A 15,911-nucleotide genomic window follows, 5' to 3' on the forward strand; every position below is an offset into this window, starting at 1 on the left:
GTGCGCATGTCCGCGACCAGCGCGGTGCGCCCCCCGACAAGCCCGAAGCACCACCCCCGGACACCGGCAGGAGAACCCACGCTGTGAAGAGCGCCGTCGAGACCCTCAACCCCACCCGGGTGAAGCTCACCGTCGAGGTGCCGTTCGAGGAGCTCAAGCCCAGCATGGACGAGGCCTACAAGGCCATCGGCTCGCAGGTGACCGTCCCCGGGTTCCGCAAGGGCAAGGTCCCGCCGCGCATCATCGACCAGCGCTTCGGTCGCGCCGCCGTCCTGCAGGAGGCCGTCAACGACGCGCTGCCGAAGTTCTACGGCCAGGCGGCCGAGGAGAACGACGTCCGCCCGGTCGGCCAGCCCGAGGTCGACGTCACCGAGGTCCCGGACCCGGCCACGGGCGGCGACCTGAAGTTCACCGTCGAGGTCGACGTCCGGCCGACGATCGAGCTCCCCGACTACGCCTCCCTGACCGTCGACGTGGACGACGTCGAGGTCGCCGACTCCGACGTCGAGGAGCGGCTGGAGTCCCTGCGCGAGCGCTTCGGCACCCTGGTGGGTGTCGACCAGGCCGCGGCCGAGGGCCACTTCGTCTCCATCGACATCGCCGCCAGCATCGACGGCGACGAGGTCGACAGCGCCAAGGGCATCTCCTACCAGGTCGGCGCCGGCACCATGCTCGACGGCCTCGACGAGGCCCTGACCGGGCTGTCCGCTGGCGAGACCACGACGTTCCGCTCCCCGCTGGCCGGCGGTGAGCACGCCGGCCAGGAGGCCGACGTGACCGTCACCGTGCAGTCCGTCAAGGAGCGTCAGCTCCCTGACGCCGACGACGACTTCGCCCAGCTCGCCAGCGAGTTCGACACGCTCGACGAGCTCAAGGCCGACCTGCGCCAGCAGGCCGAGCAGGCGAAGAGGTTCGAGCAGGGCGTGCAGGCCCGCGACAAGGTGCTCGACGCGCTGCTCGAGGCCGTCGAGGTCCCCGTGCCGCAGTCGCTCGTCGACGCCGAGGTGCACCGCCACCTCGAGCAGGAGAACCGGCTCGAGGACGACGAGCACCGCGCCGAGGTGGGCGAGGAGGCCGAGAAGGCCCTGCGCACCCAGTTCCTCCTCGACGCGATCGTCGAGAAGGAGGAGGTCCAGGTCGGCCAGCAGGAGCTGATCGAGTACCTGGTCGCCACCGCCCCCCGCTACGGGATGGACCCGAACTCCTTCGCGCAGGCGGTCGACCAGGCCGGTCAGGTGCCCGCGATGGTGGCCGAGGTGGCCCGCCGCAAGGCGCTGGCCGTCGTCCTTGAGGCCGCGACCGTCAAGGACGCGTCGGGCAACGTCGTCGACCTCGACGCGCTCGTGCCGGACCGCGGTGAGGCGTCCGGTGAGGCCGTCGGCGAGCAGGCGGCCGGCGAGACCGCCGTCGCCGGTGAGCAGCCCGCCGACGACACCCCGGCCGCGGACGACCCCACCGCCGTCCGCCTCTGACCGCTGCGGCGGCCGCGTCCGTCGCCCACCCGCACGCCCCCGGCCCACCTCGGGCCGGGGGCGTCGTGCGTCCCCGGCCCTGTCGAGGCGGACGAACACGCCGCCGCGGCCGGCGCGCGCACGGCGTGTCCGTCCGCCTCGCGCGCGGGACGGCGCGGGAGACGGAGGCCGCCGCGCCGGGGAGTGCGGGGCCGGTCACCGTGCGCCGTCAGCGAACAGGCGCCGGGTGCGGGAGTGCACCGGCCGACCCCCGCGTTAGGGTCGCTCACGAGAGGCGCTCAGGTGCTCCGCCGACGGCGGGACGCACCCGGGCGCCACGCACGACGAGGATGGAGCGATGAGCGTGGGCGAGCAGGTCCCCAGCACGAGCGCACCGGTTCTGCGCGACGGCGGCCAGGCCTTCGGCCTGGACGACCACATCTACCAGCGGCTCCTGCGCGAGCGGATCATCTGGCTCGGCTCGGAGGTCCGCGACAGCAACGCGAACGCGATCTGCGCGCAGATGCTGCTGCTGGCGGCGGAGGACCCCGAGAAGGACATCTGGCTCTACATCAACTCGCCCGGCGGCTCGGTCACCGCGGGGATGGCGATCTACGACACGATGCAGTTCGTCAAGCCGGACGTGGCGACGGTGGCGATGGGCCTGGCCGCCTCGATGGGGCAGTTCCTGCTCTCCTCGGGGGCCAAGGGCAAGCGGTACGCGACGCCGCACTCGCGGATCATGATGCACCAGCCGTCCGGCGGCTTCGGGGGCACCGTGAGCGACATCCGGATCCAGGCGGAGCTCATCATGCAGATGAAGCGCACCCTGACGGAGCTGACCGCCGAGCAGACCGGCCAGTCGGTCGAGCAGATCATGAAGGACGCCGACCGCGACCGCTGGTTCACCGCGGCCGAGGCGCAGGAGTACGGCTTCATCGACCACGTCGAGGCGTACTCGCGCGACGTCAGCGGCGGCGGCGGCACCGACGCCTGACCGGCACCGACCACACCAGACACAGGAGCGCCCAGTGCAGTTCGACCCCCGGACCGTCGGTCGGTCCAGCAGCGTCCCCACCCCGTCCAGCCGGTACATCCTCCCGCAGTTCGAGGAGCGCACCGCCTACGGCTTCAAGCGGCAGGACCCGTACACCAAGCTGTTCGAGGACCGGATCATCTTCCTCGGCGTGCAGGTGGACGACGCCTCCGCCGACGACATCATGGCCCAGCTCCTGGTGCTCGAGAGCCAGGACCCGGACCGCGACATCATCATGTACATCAACTCGCCGGGAGGGTCGTTCACGGCCCTGACCGCGATCTACGACACGATGCAGTACATCCGCTGCCACGTGCAGACCGTCTGCCTCGGGCAGGCGGCGTCCGCTGCGGCGGTGCTGCTCGCGGCCGGGACGCCGGGCAAGCGCCTCGCGCTGCCGAACGCGCGCGTGCTGATCCACCAGCCGGCGCTGTCCAGCGGCGACTACGCGCAGGCGTCGGACATCGAGATCCACGCGGCGGAGGCGCTGCGGATGCGCACCTGGCTCGAGGACACGATCGCCAAGCACTCGAACGTGCCGGTCGAGCAGGTCCGGCTCGACATCGAGCGCGACAAGATCCTCACCGCCGACGCGGCGCTGGAGTACGGCCTGGTGGACCAGGTGCTCGAGAGCCGCAAGGCGCCGGTCGAGACCGCGACCGCCGCCGGTCGCTGACTCACCCCGTCGGAGGACACCCCCGGCCCGCGGCGCGCCGACAGGCCCCAGCGCCTGACAGCGCGCCGCGGGTGGTGTCCAATGGACCCGAGGCCCGCGACTGCGGGCCCTGAGGGAAGGAACTCGTCCGTGGCACGTATCGGAGACGGCGCCGACCTGCTCAAGTGCTCGTTCTGCGGCAAGAGCCAGAAGCAGGTCAAGAAGCTGATCGCCGGGCCCGGCGTCTACATCTGCGACGAGTGCATCGACCTGTGCAACGAGATCATCGAGGAGGAGCTCGCGGAGGCCAGCGAGCTCGGACTCGTCGAGCTGCCGAAGCCACGGGAGATCTTCGACTTCCTGCAGGAGTACATCATCGGCCAGGACGCCGCCAAGAAGGCGCTGGCCGTGGCGGTGTACAACCACTACAAGCGCATCCAGGCCGGTGAACCCGCCAAGAAGGGCGAGGAGACCGTCGAGCTGGCGAAGTCGAACATCCTGCTGATCGGCCCCACCGGCTGCGGCAAGACGTACCTCGCCCAGACGCTGGCGAAGATGCTGAACGTCCCCTTCGCGATCGCCGACGCGACCGCGTTGACCGAGGCCGGCTACGTCGGTGAGGACGTCGAGAACATCCTCCTCAAGCTGATCCAGGCCGCCGACTACGACGTCAAGAAGGCCGAGACGGGCATCATCTACATCGACGAGGTCGACAAGATCGCCCGCAAGTCCGAGAACCCGTCGATCACCCGCGACGTGTCGGGCGAGGGCGTCCAGCAGGCCCTGCTGAAGATCCTCGAGGGCACGACCGCGTCGGTGCCCCCGCAGGGCGGGCGCAAGCACCCGCACCAGGAGTTCATCCAGATCGACACGACGAACGTGCTGTTCATCGTGGGTGGCGCCTTCGCGGGCCTCGAGGAGATCGTGCAGGGCCGGCGCGGCAAGCGCGGCATCGGCTTCGGCTCGACGCTGCACGAGGCGCAGGACCAGGCGGAGCTGTACGCCGACGTCATGCCGGAGGACCTGCTGAAGTTCGGGCTCATCCCCGAGTTCATCGGCCGGTTGCCCGTCATCACGACGGTCTCGCACCTCGACGCGGACGCGTTGGTGCGGATCCTCACCGAGCCGAAGAACGCGCTCATCAAGCAGTACCAGCGGATGTTCCAGATCGACGGGGTCGAGCTCGAGTTCAGCGACGACGCGATCCGGGCCGTGGCCGAGCAGGCGATCCTGCGCGGCACCGGCGCCCGCGGGCTGCGGGCGATCATGGAGGAGGTGCTCCTCCCCGTGATGTTCGACGTCCCGTCCCGCGACGACGTCGCCCGGGTGGTCGTCACCCGCGAGGTCGTGCTCGAGAACGTCAACCCGACCCTGGTGCCGCGCGAGAAGTCCGAGACCCGCAAGCGGGAGCGTCGCGAGAAGTCCGCCTGACGCGCCTGCGGCTCCGTCGGGCGCCTGGCCACGCCGGTGCGACGGGAGTCGGCGCACGCGGGGCACTCTCACAGAACTCAGAGCTCGCGGAGCGCGACCTCCGTGAGCCGGGCCACGGACGCCGTGTCCGTCGCCGACGGGGCGATGACGGCGACCATCAGACCGTCGCGCGAGAGCAGGCACGTCGTCGTGGCCTGCTGGACCGAGACCGCGCAGACCGCGTCCCCGACGGAGGTGACCTCGCCGGCGTCCGCCGCCTGTGCCCGCAGGTCCGCGGTGTCCAGGTCCGCCCGGGCGGCCACGAGCACCAGCGCCCGGGAGACCTGGTCCGTGTAGACGGCCATCACCTGGTCCTGCGGGTCGACCCCGACCTCCTCGCTGAGTTGCGCACCCAGGGCGGCGAACGCCGCCGTGGTGGCCGCGTCCTCGTATCGGGGGAGGCCGTCCAGGGTCGGCGGCGCCTCCAGGTCGCCCTCGAACAGGCCGGCGAAGCGACCGACGCCGAAGGCACCCAGGACGAGGGCGACGGCCAGCGTGCCCAGGACGCGCCACACCCAGGCGGGCACGTTCCGGCGGGCCGGGGACGGCGGCGGTCCGCCGAGGGGAGCGCCGACCGCGGGCCCGACACCGAGGGGGGTCCCGAACTGGTTCACCGGCGTGCCGCCGAAGGGAGTGGAGGCACCGGTGGCCGGTTCCGCGGCCGGCGGGACGGCGGGCGCGCCGAGCCGGCTCACCGTCGGGGCGCCGGCCGGTGAGGCGCCTGCCGCCGCCGGCGACGCCGGAGCGCTGGAAGCTCCGAAGAAGTCGTAGTCCGGCGCGCCGCGTCCCGTGCTCATGGTCCCCACCCCCGGGTCAGGGGGACGCCACGTCGTCCCCACTGTCGAGGGTTCGACCGCGACGACGGCCGGCTGGACGGGCGATGCAGCGCGTCACCCGTCCGCCGACGTGACCCCCCGCACGTCCCCGACCGCGGACACCGCGCCGACGCGGCCCCGGCCGGCCCGCTTGGCGTCGTACAGCGACTCGTCCGCCGCCGCGTACAGCTCCTGCAACGTCGCACCGACGTGGACGTCGTAGGCCAGCCCGACGCTGACCGACATCGGGAGCAGGTCACCGGACGGCAGCTCGAGAGGGTGTCCCGCGACGGCGGCGACGAGGTCCTCGGCTCGGCGCAGGGCGACGTCCACCGGGCAGTCGGGCAGCAGGACGGCGAGCTCGTCGCCCCCGAGCCGGCTGACCACCGTGTCGGGCCTGCACCGGCCCCGCAGGAGCCCGGCGATGTGCCTGAGCGCGGCGTCACCGACCGGGTGCCCGTGCGTGTCGTTGATCGTCTTGAACCTGTCCACGTCGAGCAGCAGCAGCGCGGAGCCGCCGGCGTCCGAGCGGTGGGACAGCCCCGCGTGGACGGCCTCGTCCAGGCCCCGCCGGGTGACGAGACCCGTCAGAGGGTCCACCGCAGCCAGCCGCGTCAGCTCGGCGAGCAGCTGCTCGTTGCGGTCACCGGCTCGCACCAGCAGGTGCGTGCACACGAGGACCGTCGCGCCGACGAACATCAGGTCGGCCGTCGCCGTCCCGGGTGGGAGCAGCGAGAACACCACGACCGCCTCCGCGGCGACGGCGACCGCCGCCACACCCCACGCGGCGACACCGCGCAGCTGCGAGGCGGCGTAGAGGACCGGGAGCAGGACGAACATCTGACCGGTCACCGAGGCGTCCCGCGTCCCGAGGTCCATCACCACGACGGCGAGCAGGCCCACCAGCGGGACGGGAACCCACAGCCAGCGGCGCCAGGGGTCCGGGAGCAGCACCGCGCCCAGACCCACGAGGACGGTGACCACGCAGACGACCACCATCGCGACACGGTAGCCGGCGGTGACGCCCTGGGGGACCAGCACGGTGAACGCCCCGCTGAGTCCGGCGCCGACGAGGCAGCACAGCAGCGCGGTGTGCGCGGCCGTCGCCCGGTCCCGAGGCTCCAGGTGCCGCCAGTCCATACCGGGCGCATCGGCAGCGCGCGGGAGCTCCTGAGCGGGGCCGCGTGCCGCGCGGGTCACGCGATGAAGTGCTCAGGCCGCGGGCGGGGCGTCCACGGCGTGCTGGACCGCGCGCAGGTACCGGCCGGTCACCACGCGCTGGACGACCCGGGTGAGCGGCGCCCCGGCGCGGGCCCACCACGTCGCCGGGCGGGAGAACGCCACCACCCGCAGACGCACCCGCCCACCGTCCCGCTCGACGACGAACAGCTCCTCCCCGGCCACCGGGTGGCCCGGGAGGGTGCCGTACGCGAAGCCCGCCGAGTCGGGCTCGTCGACGACGGCCACCACCCGGCAGGGGATGGGGACCTGCAGCGGGCCGACTCCGAGCCCGAGGACGACGGTGACCCCGACCTCGGCCCGCGGACCGTCGGCGAGCACGCGCAGCCCCGCGCCGCGGTGCATCCTCCAGGTCATGACCGCCTCGGTGGCGGCACGCCAGACCCGGTCACCCGCCCCGAGGTCCGTGCGGTACTCCACCCACCGGTAGCCGGGTGGGCACCCGCCGGTGAGCGTCCCCCGGACACCGTCGTAGGCGGGCTGCGTCCCGGTCACCCGGCGCGCGGTGGCGCGCAGGAGCCACGGCTCGGCGGGCCGGGGACCGGGCATCCTCAGCCCTCGACGGGGACGGGCGCGAGCTCGACGTCCGAGACCACGAGCTCCTCGCCACCCGTCAGGAGCTGCAGGTCCTGCACCCTCCCGGCGCCCATGAGGTCCGCCCGCGCGGCCCGGACCCGTGCCAGGACGTCATCGGGGGCCGTGACCACGGCGCGCGCCACCTCGGTGCGCTGGGAGACCTTCGCCGCGGACTTGCGGCCACGGACGGCGGCCAGCGCGGCGGCCACGGTGGGCAGCACCGCGGCGTCCGCTCCCTCGACGGCAGCGGCCAGCTCGCTCGCAGCCGGCCAGGCGGCCCGGTGCACCGAGCCCTCGCGCCACCACGACCAGACCTCCTCGGTCGCGTACGGCAGCACGGGAGCCAGGAGGCGCTGCTGCACCGACAGCGCGAGCGCGAGCGCGGCGCGGGCCGAGCGGGCGCCGTCCTCACCGGCGCCGCCGTAGGCGCGCTCCTTGACGAGCTCGACGTAGTCGTCGCAGAACGTCCAGAAGAACCGCTCGGTGACCTCCAGGGCCCGGGTGTAGTCGAACGCGTCGAACGCCTCGGTGGCCTCCCGGACCACGCCGGCCAGCGCCGCGAGGACCGCGCGGTCCAGCGGCTCGGTGACCGCGGCCGGGTCGGGGTCGACCGCGCCCATGCCGAGGACGAACTTGCTGACGTTGAGCACCTTGATGGCCAGCCGTCGGCCGACCTTCATCTGCGCCTCGTCGAAGGGCGTGTCCGTCCCCGGACGCGCCGACGCGGCCCGCCAGCGGACGGCGTCCGCGCCGAACCGGTCGAGGATGTCGGTCGGCACGACGACGTTCCCCTTGGACTTGCTCATCTTCTTGCGGTCGGGGTCGACGACGAAGCCGGAGATCGCCGCGACCTTCCAGGGCGCGGTGCCGTTCTCGAAGTGCGAGCGCACCACGGAGGAGAACAGCCAGGTGCGGATGATCTCGTGCGCCTGCGGGCGCATGTCCATCGGGAAGGTGCGCTCGAACAGGTCGGGGTCGCGCTCCCAACCGCAGACGATGTGCGGGGTCAGCGACGACGTCGCCCAGGTGTCCATCACGTCGGGGTCGCCGGTGAACCCGCCGGGGACGCCGCGCTGGTCCTCGGTGTACCCGGGTGCGGTGTCGGACGACGGGTCGACCGGCAGGTCCGCCTCGTCGGCCACGATCGGCTGGTCGTGCACCGGTCGCCCCTCGTCGTCCAGCGGGTACCAGACGGGGAACGGGACGCCGAAGAACCGCTGCCGGCTGACGAGCCAGTCGCCGTTGAGCCCCTCGACCCAGTTGTCGTACCGGTGCCGCATGTAGTCCGGCACCCAGGTGAGCTCGCGGCCGCGGTCGACGAGCGCCGAGCGCAGCGCCTCGTCACGACCGCCGTTGCGGATGTACCACTGGCGGCTGGTGACGATCTCCAGCGGCTTGTCGCCCTTCTCGAAGAAGTTCGCCTTGCGCTGGGTGGGGGTCGGCTCACCGTCGAGGTCACCGGACTCGCGCAGCAGCCCGACCATCGCCTCGCGCGCCGAGTGGGTGGTCTTGCCGGCGAGCTGCTCGTACGCCCCGGATGCGTGGGGGGCCGCCAGCCACGGCGGCGTCTCGCGGTGCAGGCGGCCGTCGCGACCGACGACGGACCGGGTCGGCAGCTGCAGCTCGCGCCACCACATGACGTCGGTGAGGTCGCCGAAGGTGCAGCACATGGCGATGCCGGCGCCCTTGTCGGGCTCGGCCGCGGGGTGCGCGACGACGGGCACCTCGACACCGAACACGGGTGACGTCACCGTCGTCCCGAACAGGGCCTGGTACCGCTCGTCGTCGGGGTGGGCGATGAGCGCCACCACCGACGGCAGCAGCTCGGGGCGGGTGGTCTCGATGTGCACCGGGCCCGACCCGTCGGTGCGGTGGAAGGCCACCCGGTGGAACGCGCCGGGGTAGTCGCGGGCCTCGAGCTCTGCCTGGGCGACCGCCGTCTGGAAGGTCACGTCCCACAGCCCGGGCGCCTCGGCCTGGTAGGCCTCGCCGCGGGCGAGGTTGCGCAGGAACGCGCGCTGGGAGGCGCGTCGCGACTCCTCCCCGATGGTCGTGTACGTCTGCGACCAGTCGACCGACAGCCCGACCCGCCGCCACAGCGCCTCGAACGCCTTCTCGTCCTCGACGACCAGCTGCTCGCACAGCTCGATGAACGTGCGGCGGCTGACCGGGACCTGCTTCTTGGGGTCGGGCTTCTCCGGCGGGGTGAAGTCCGGGTCGTACGGCAGCGACGGGTCGCAGCGCACGCCGAAGTAGTTCTGCACCCGCCGCTCGGTCGGCAGGCCGTTGTCGTCCCAGCCCATCGGGTAGAAGACCTCGCGGCCGCGCATCCGCTGGTAGCGGGCGACGCAGTCGGTGTGGGTGTAGGAGAAGACGTGCCCGACGTGCAGGGAGCCGCTGACGGTCGGCGGCGGGGTGTCGATGGAGAACACCTGCTCGCGGGTCGCGGTGCGGTCGAACAGGTACGTCCCCTGCTCCTGCCATACCCGGCCCCACCGCTCCTCGAGTCCGTCGAGGGTCGGCTTCTCGGGCACGCGCGGTGCCGCGGGGGAGGAGTTCGGCTCAGACATGGGGGCATCCTCCCAGACCGTCGACGGCGGCCTCGACGGCATTCCGAGGTGGTGGTGCGGCAGGATCACCGCATGAGCCAGAGCACCAGCACGCACGGGGCCGCTGCACCGGGGTCGGGGTCGGCCGTCCCGACCCTGCGGGCGGTGGTCACCGGGGCGAGCTCGGGGATCGGGGCCGCGACGGTCCGCCGGCTGACCGCCGAGGGCTGGTCGGTGCTGGCCGTCGCCCGGCGGGCCGAGCGCCTCGAGGCGCTCGCCCGCGAGACCGGGTGCGAGGTGTGCGTGGCCGACGTCACCGACCCGGCGGACGTCGCGCGGCTGGCCGAGCAGGCGGGCACCGTCCACGCCGTGGTCGCCAACGCCGGCGGGGCGATCGGGACGGAACCGGTGGCCGACGCCGACCCGGCGGACTGGTCCGCGATGTACGAGCTCAACGTCCTGGGCACCCTGCGGACCGTCCAGGCGCTGCTGCCGGCGCTGCGCGCGAGCGGGCGCGGCGACGTCGTCCTGATGTCCTCGACGGCCGGTCACGTCGTGTACGAGGGCGGCGGTGGGTACACGGCGGCCAAGCACGGTGTCCACGCGGTGGCCGGGACGCTGCGCCTGGAGCTCGCCGGCGAGCCGGTCCGGGTCGTGGAGATCGCGCCCGGGATGGTGGCGACCGAGGAGTTCTCCCTGAACCGCTTCCGCGGGGACGCCGGCCGGGCGGCCGCCGTGTACGAGGGCGTCGAGGAGCCGCTGACGGCGGACGACGTCGCCGACTGCGTCGTGTGGGCCCTGACCCGGCCGCACCACGTCAACGTCGACCTGCTCGTCGTCCGGCCGCTGGCCCAGGCCGCCCAGCACAAGGTCGTCCGCCGGGGCTGAGCCGGACGCGACGTCTCCGCGTCCGCCCCCGCCGGCGCCGGGTCGGGCGTACTGTCGTGGCGGGAGGACGCCATGACCCGGTACCTCGTCGTCGGAGCCAGCGGGCAGGTCGGCAGCCGGGTCGCCCAGCGCCTGGCCGAGGGCACGGACGACCCGGTGCGGGTGCTGCTGCGCGACCGGGGGCGGTTGCCGCTGGTCGGCGTCCCCGTCGACCGGCTCGAGGTGGTCGTGGGCGACCTGCGCGACCCAGGGTCCCTGCCGGCTGCGGTCGACGGGGTGGACGTCGTCGTGGCGACCGCGAACGGCGTCGTCCCGCGAGCGGGGGAGGACGTGCGCAGCGTCGACGCCGACGGGTACCGGGCGCTCGTGGACGCGTGCGTGGCGGCCGGTGTGCGCCGCTTCGTCCACGCGTCCGTCGGGTGCTCGCCCGTCGACGACCAGGTGCCCGGGGTGGCGGCCAAGCGCCGCACCGAGGAGCGGCTGCTCGCGAGTCCGATGGCCGTGCGGGTCGTGCGGCTGCCGCCGTTCACCGAGGTCTGGCTGGCGCTGGCCGGCTCGACCGTGGTGACCGGCGGCGACCCCACCAGCACCGTGGCGCGGCCGTTCGCGTTCCTGCGGCTGTTCCGCCGCCTCACCGGGCGGCTGGTGGACCGGCACGGGGTGATGCTCGTGCCCGGCCGCGGCGGCAACCGCAACGCGTTCGTCGCGGTGGACGACGCGGCCGCCGTCCTCGTCGCGGCCGCCCGGGACGACGACCCCGGCGACCGGGTGCTCGAGTGCGGTGGCCCGCAGGTGCTCACGTGGGACGACGTCGCCGGCGAGTTCGGCCGGGCGCTGGGCCGGCGCGTCCGGGTCGTGGCCCTGCCGGCTCCGGTCTACCGCGCGCTGCAGCTCGTGCTGCGCCCGCTGTGGCCGCCGGCGAGCGACATCATGGCGCTGAACCGGTTCGTCGGCGTCGCGGAGGCGCCGTACGCGCCGTCACCGGAGGCGAGCGGCTACGACGTGCCGCCGCCGACGAGAGTCGCCGAGGTGCTCGCGCGTGCGGTGACGCGGCCCGCGCCGCGCTGACGCGGCCGCGTCGTGCGGTCACGGCGTGGACAGGACCGCCCGCCCCGCCCAGCGCCCGGTGGCCGCGGCCGAGTCGGTCCACGGCAGGCCCAGGTAGTCGCCGGCGAGGACGACGCGTCGCGAGGGCGCGACGTCCCGGTAGGCGGCCACCAGGCGCGCCTGCCCGGGTGGGACGGTGGGCATCGCGGCCGGCCACCGGGTCACGGTCACCGAGCCGGGCGCGGGCAGCCGGGGATCCACGCCGTGCAGCGCCTCCACCAGGCGCCGGCCCACGCGCTCGTCGGGCTCGGCCGCCCAGCGGCGCGCCGCGTCGTGCGTCGTCATCACCGTGACCACGTCCCCGGCGTTCGACGCCTCGCGTCCCGTGCCCTCGCCTGAGATGCCGCCCGACCCGGCCCGGGACGCCACGGCCAGCGCCGCGACGTCCGTCTCCTCGCGGGGGTCGACGAGGACCCCGTACGCCCCGGCGAGCCGGGCCGCGGCCAGCGGCCGGTCGAAGCGCAGCGTGCCGACGAGACCCGAGCTGTACGGCGTCGCGGTGAGCCGGCGCTCCAGGTCGTCGGCGTCGGCGAGCAGGGTCGCCGACACGGGTCCGGGGACCGCGAGCACGACCCGGTCGGCGTCGAGCTCCTCGCCGGAGCCGAGGTGGACGCGGACCCGGTCGGCGTGGCGCTGCACGCGGACGACGGGGTGGCGCGGGCGCACGTCGAGCCGGCGGGCGAGCTCGTCGGTCAGCCGAGCGAGCCCCCCCGGCACGGTGACCGTGGAGGCACCCGACACCCCGAAGCCGGCGACGGCGGCGGCCAGGGGCGCCCCGGAGTCGCGCAGCGACTGGAAGTAGAACCCGTTGACGGTGGCGTCGAGCAGCCGGCTGCGGACGGCGGGCCCCAGGACGGCGTCCGCCCACGTCGCGCCGTCGGTCCCGTCGAGGTCGGCGAACGCCGTCACGTCGTGCAGGTCCCGACCGTCGAGGACGGCCGTGGCCGCACGGTGTCCCCGCAGCGTCCGCACCAGGGCGGCGGGGGGGCAGGACGCCTCCGCCGAACAGCGAGGTGGGCCGGTCGGAGCGGAAGCGCCGGAGCCGCCCGGAGCGCAGCACCGCCGCGTCCGGCCGCACGGGGCGCAGGGTCAGGCCGCAGGCGGCCGCGAGCTCGGGGACGACGGAGTAGGCCGTGGAGAGGAACTGGGCGCCGAGCTCGCCGACGACGGTGCCGTGCGCGACGGACCGGATGCGTCCACCGGGCCGCTCGTCCGCCTCGAGGACGACCGGGGCGACGCCGCCTTGCTGCAGGGTCCAGGCCGCGGCCAGGCCGCTGACACCGGCTCCGACGACGACGACGCTCACGCCGGGTCCTCGCGCTGCGAGGGGAGCAGGCGCTCCAGCTGCTCGGCCAGGTGCAGGTACTCCTCGCCGTGGACGGGCGGGTCGAGGTGCAGGCAGCCGACGTAGAACGCGTAGTTCAGGCGGGTCAGCGCCCGGGCCGCCTCGGGGTCGCCGGTGGCCTGCTGGAACAGCGCCTCCACGTAGGCCAGCCGGTCGGCGTCGACCGCCGCGACCATGGCGGCGACGTCGTCGTCGGACGCGGCCCAGCGCCGGACGGCACGTTCGAGCGTCGGCTCGTGACCGGCCACGGCAGCTGCCAGCTGCCGCAGCTGCGCACGGGGCGGCGCGGCCGTGTCGACGGCGCTGACGACGTCGGCGAACGCCCTGCGGCGCAGGTCGTCCAGGAGCGCGCGGACGAACTCGGGGTGACCTCGGAAGTGGTGGTAGAAGGACCCCTTCGTCACCCCGGCCCGCGCGGTCAGCTCGTCCACGGTCAGCGCGTCGGCGCCGCGCTGCACCAGCAGCGAGCGGCCCACCGCCAGCCAGTCGTCCTTCGTCAGTCGTGCCACGGGACCTCCTCGCGCCGTTCACCAAACCGTACCGTATGGTACGGAGCAACGGGGGCCGGTCCGACGTCAGGAGAACGCGGTGCTCAACGTCCAGTCCCGTCACGTCCCCGCTCCGGCGAGCTCCACCGGGGCCCTGCTCACCCTGCTGGCCGAACCGCGCGCCGGTGTGTGACCGGTGCACTCGTGGCCGCCGCTGGTCCTGGACGACGGCCTGAGGCCCGGCTCCAGCGGGGGCCACGGACCGATCCGCTACCGGGTCGTGGAGCACGAGCCCGGCCGGCGCACCGCGTTCGAGTTCCTCGGCCGTGGTCTGCGTGGCCACCACGCGTTCGTCGTCACCGAGGACGGACCGGACGGCAGCCGGGTCACGCACACCATCGACGCGACGACCCACGGCGCGATGCGCCTGGCCTGGCCGCTCAGCGTGCGGTGGCTGCACGAGGCGCTCGTCGCCGACCTCCTGGACGACCTCGAGCTGACGCTGACCGGGCGCCCGCCGGCCCGCCCGGCGACCTGGTCCCCGTGGGTCCGGCTGCTGAGAGCCGTCCTGGGCAGGCTGCGCGGTCGCGCCCGCAGCCGGACCTGACGCCGGGCCGGTGGGTTCCACCGATCCGCACGCGATGCGGGCGGGCCGCGGGGCGCGCCACGATCCGGGGACGCGGGTCCGACGAGCCCACCGGACGAGAGGTGCGGCCCGTGCCCACGGTCGGAGACCCGCTGCCCGGGAGCGTGCCCGGCGACCCGGCCGCACCGGACGTGGAGGACACCTACCCCTGGATGTCCACCGACGTGGACCTGCTCCGGGCCGGGTACACCGAGCGGGAGCACCTGGTCACCGGGTCCGCCGACGCCTACGGGCCGACCGGCGAGCTCCTCGACGAGGACGTCGACTACACCACGCGCGTGGTCGTCCGGCGCCCCATCGGCGCGGCGCGGTTCAACGGCACGGTCCTCGTCGAGTGGCAGAACGTCACCGCCGGGTACGACCTCGACGCGCTGTGGAACCCCGAGCAGCTGGTGAGGGAGGGGTACGCGTGGGTGGGGGTCTCCGTCCAGCGTGTCGGCGTGGACCACCTGCGCACGTGGAGCCCTGCCCGGTACGCAGGCCTCGACGTCACCGGCGGCGGCGCGTTCGTCGCCGACGAGCTGTCCTACGACGTGTACGCCCAGGTCGGTCAGGCGCTGCAGGCGGACGACGCCAGCGGGCTGCTGGGTCGGCTGCGCCTGCGGACCGTCCTCGGCGTCGGTGCGTCCCAGTCCGCGGCCCGGATGACGACCTACCACGACCACGTGCTCCGGCAGACGGAGGAGGTCTTCGACGGGTTCTCCTTCGTCGTCGGCCCGGCACCCAGCCGCCCGGGCCGGGCGCCCGTCGTCCACGTGCTGTCGGAGACCGACGTCCGCACCCCGGTCCGCCGGCCCGACGACGACGGCTACTGCCGCTGGGAGGTCACCGGCGCGGCCCACTCCGGCTGGAACGGCCAGGAGTACCGCCGGTCGATCCTCACCCGCGACCTCGGCGCGGCCCCCACGTACGAGTGCGCCCGCCCGCCGTTCAGCAGGGTGCCGCTGCACCACGTCCTGGTGGCCTCCTACGGTCACCTGGCCCGGTGGGCTCTCGGCGGGGCGCCGCCGCCGTCCGCCCCCGTGCTCGAGCTCGCGGACGACGGCACGAAGGTCCGCGACGCCCTGGGCCACGCCCGCGGGGGCACCGCCTGTCGCAGGTCACCGTGCCCACGGCGCTGGACACCGGCGACAACGCCGGGCAGACGTTCTGCTTCCTGTTCGGCAGCCACGAGCCGTTCGACGACGACCGGCTCGGCGACCTGTACCCCACGCACGGCCGCTACGTGTCGGGGGTCGTGGCCGCCGACCGCGCGAACGTGCGTGCCGGCTACGTCCTGCCGGGGGACGCGACGGCGAACCTGCGGGAGGCCGTCCGCTCGGGGCCGGGTCGCTGACGGGCCCGGGGACCGCGGTCAGGGGTCGCTCGGGAACCCGCTCGGGCGGTCACGGCCGGGTGGTTACCATGGGTGCACAGGCGTCGACCCGGCCATCACCGGTGAGCCTCCGGAAGAACAGGTCGCCCCCGGGCGTCCCCAGTAGAACCGGACGGGGAGGGCCCGTCACAGCCCCCGAGAGTGGTCCGTCGCCCGCACCCGGGCGGTGGGCAAGCGAGGTGGTACCGCGGTGCCGACCGGCCGAGCCGGGCGACGTCGTCCTCGCGACGGACGGAGCACCCCACGAGGGTCACGACGGAGCGAGGGACCG

The 15,911-nt window shown here is 74.2% G+C and carries 13 protein-coding genes and 2 pseudogenes; 8 read left to right on the forward strand and 7 right to left on the reverse strand.

The window, feature by feature from the left end:
* Positions 1-83: 83 nt before the first annotated feature.
* The 4 genes from tig (at position 84) to clpX (ending at position 4,573) form a co-directional block, all read left to right on the forward strand.
* Positions 84-1,472: a trigger factor gene (gene tig, locus ACYVQV_RS15995; protein ID WP_461024311.1), complete on the forward strand. Its 1,389-nt coding sequence runs from the start codon at positions 84-86 to the stop codon at positions 1,470-1,472.
* A 337-nt stretch (positions 1,473-1,809) separates the two neighbouring features.
* Positions 1,810-2,448, forward strand: a complete 639-nt coding sequence (locus tag ACYVQV_RS16000) for an ATP-dependent Clp protease proteolytic subunit (RefSeq protein ID WP_461024312.1) — start codon at positions 1,810-1,812, stop codon at positions 2,446-2,448.
* Positions 2,449-2,482: 34 nt separating this feature from the next.
* Positions 2,483-3,163: an ATP-dependent Clp protease proteolytic subunit gene (locus ACYVQV_RS16005; RefSeq protein WP_461024313.1), complete on the forward strand. Its 681-nt coding sequence runs from the start codon at positions 2,483-2,485 to the stop codon at positions 3,161-3,163.
* Positions 3,164-3,292: 129 nt separating this feature from the next.
* Positions 3,293-4,573 carry an ATP-dependent Clp protease ATP-binding subunit ClpX gene (clpX, locus tag ACYVQV_RS16010; protein WP_461024314.1) on the forward strand — a complete coding sequence of 427 codons (1,281 nt, stop codon included), beginning with the start codon at positions 3,293-3,295 and terminating at the stop codon, positions 4,571-4,573.
* Positions 4,574-4,650: 77 nt separating this feature from the next.
* Here the strand turns inward: clpX and ACYVQV_RS16015 are convergent, their stop codons facing one another.
* The 4 genes from ACYVQV_RS16015 to valS all read right to left on the reverse strand — a co-directional run bounded on the left by ACYVQV_RS16015 (position 4,651) and on the right by valS (position 9,812).
* Positions 4,651-5,409 carry a hypothetical protein gene (locus ACYVQV_RS16015; RefSeq protein WP_461024315.1) on the reverse strand — a complete coding sequence of 253 codons (759 nt, stop codon included), beginning with the start codon at positions 5,407-5,409 and terminating at the stop codon, positions 4,651-4,653.
* Positions 5,410-5,502: 93 nt separating this feature from the next.
* The gene (locus tag ACYVQV_RS16020; protein WP_461024316.1) at positions 5,503-6,567 is read right to left on the reverse strand and encodes a GGDEF domain-containing protein; all 1,065 of its coding nucleotides are present in this window, start codon (positions 6,565-6,567) and stop codon (positions 5,503-5,505) included.
* A 72-nt stretch (positions 6,568-6,639) separates the two neighbouring features.
* The gene (locus tag ACYVQV_RS16025; RefSeq protein WP_461024317.1) at positions 6,640-7,215 is read right to left on the reverse strand and encodes a DUF1990 family protein; all 576 of its coding nucleotides are present in this window, start codon (positions 7,213-7,215) and stop codon (positions 6,640-6,642) included.
* 2 nt (positions 7,216-7,217) lie between these two features.
* Positions 7,218-9,812: a valine--tRNA ligase gene (gene valS, locus ACYVQV_RS16030; protein WP_461024318.1), complete on the reverse strand. Its 2,595-nt coding sequence runs from the start codon at positions 9,810-9,812 to the stop codon at positions 7,218-7,220.
* Between the two features lie 72 nt (positions 9,813-9,884).
* On the opposite strand from valS, the gene ACYVQV_RS16035 reads away from it, so the two are divergent.
* Positions 9,885-10,679 (forward strand): SDR family oxidoreductase, encoded by a 795-nt coding sequence (locus ACYVQV_RS16035; protein ID WP_461024319.1) that lies wholly within the window; start codon positions 9,885-9,887, stop codon positions 10,677-10,679.
* A gap of 72 nt (positions 10,680-10,751) precedes the next feature.
* The gene (locus ACYVQV_RS16040) at positions 10,752-11,747 is read left to right on the forward strand and encodes an SDR family oxidoreductase (protein ID WP_461024320.1); all 996 of its coding nucleotides are present in this window, start codon (positions 10,752-10,754) and stop codon (positions 11,745-11,747) included.
* Between the two features lie 18 nt (positions 11,748-11,765).
* Here the strand turns inward: ACYVQV_RS16040 and ACYVQV_RS16045 are convergent, their stop codons facing one another.
* From ACYVQV_RS16045 to ACYVQV_RS16055, 3 genes and pseudogenes are all read right to left on the reverse strand, one after another.
* Complete coding sequence (locus ACYVQV_RS16045; protein ID WP_461024321.1) at positions 11,766-12,695, reverse strand: FAD-dependent oxidoreductase; 930 nt, start codon at positions 12,693-12,695, stop codon at positions 11,766-11,768.
* A gap of 133 nt (positions 12,696-12,828) precedes the next feature.
* Positions 12,829-13,092, reverse strand: a pseudogene (locus ACYVQV_RS16050) (FAD-dependent oxidoreductase); the annotation flags it as partial.
* Complete coding sequence (locus ACYVQV_RS16055; RefSeq protein ID WP_461024322.1) at positions 13,089-13,640, reverse strand: TetR/AcrR family transcriptional regulator; 552 nt, start codon at positions 13,638-13,640, stop codon at positions 13,089-13,091. The pseudogene ACYVQV_RS16050 and the gene ACYVQV_RS16055, both read right to left, overlap by 4 nt.
* Positions 13,641-13,899: 259 nt before the next feature.
* On the opposite strand from ACYVQV_RS16055, the gene ACYVQV_RS16060 reads away from it, so the two are divergent.
* Positions 13,900-14,226 carry a hypothetical protein gene (locus ACYVQV_RS16060; protein ID WP_461024323.1) on the forward strand — a complete coding sequence of 109 codons (327 nt, stop codon included), beginning with the start codon at positions 13,900-13,902 and terminating at the stop codon, positions 14,224-14,226.
* Positions 14,227-14,417: 191 nt separating this feature from the next.
* Positions 14,418-15,601, forward strand: a pseudogene (locus ACYVQV_RS16065) (alpha/beta hydrolase domain-containing protein).
* The last annotated feature ends 310 nt before the right edge of the window (positions 15,602-15,911 follow it).

Source organism: Thalassiella azotivora (assembly GCF_054781695.1).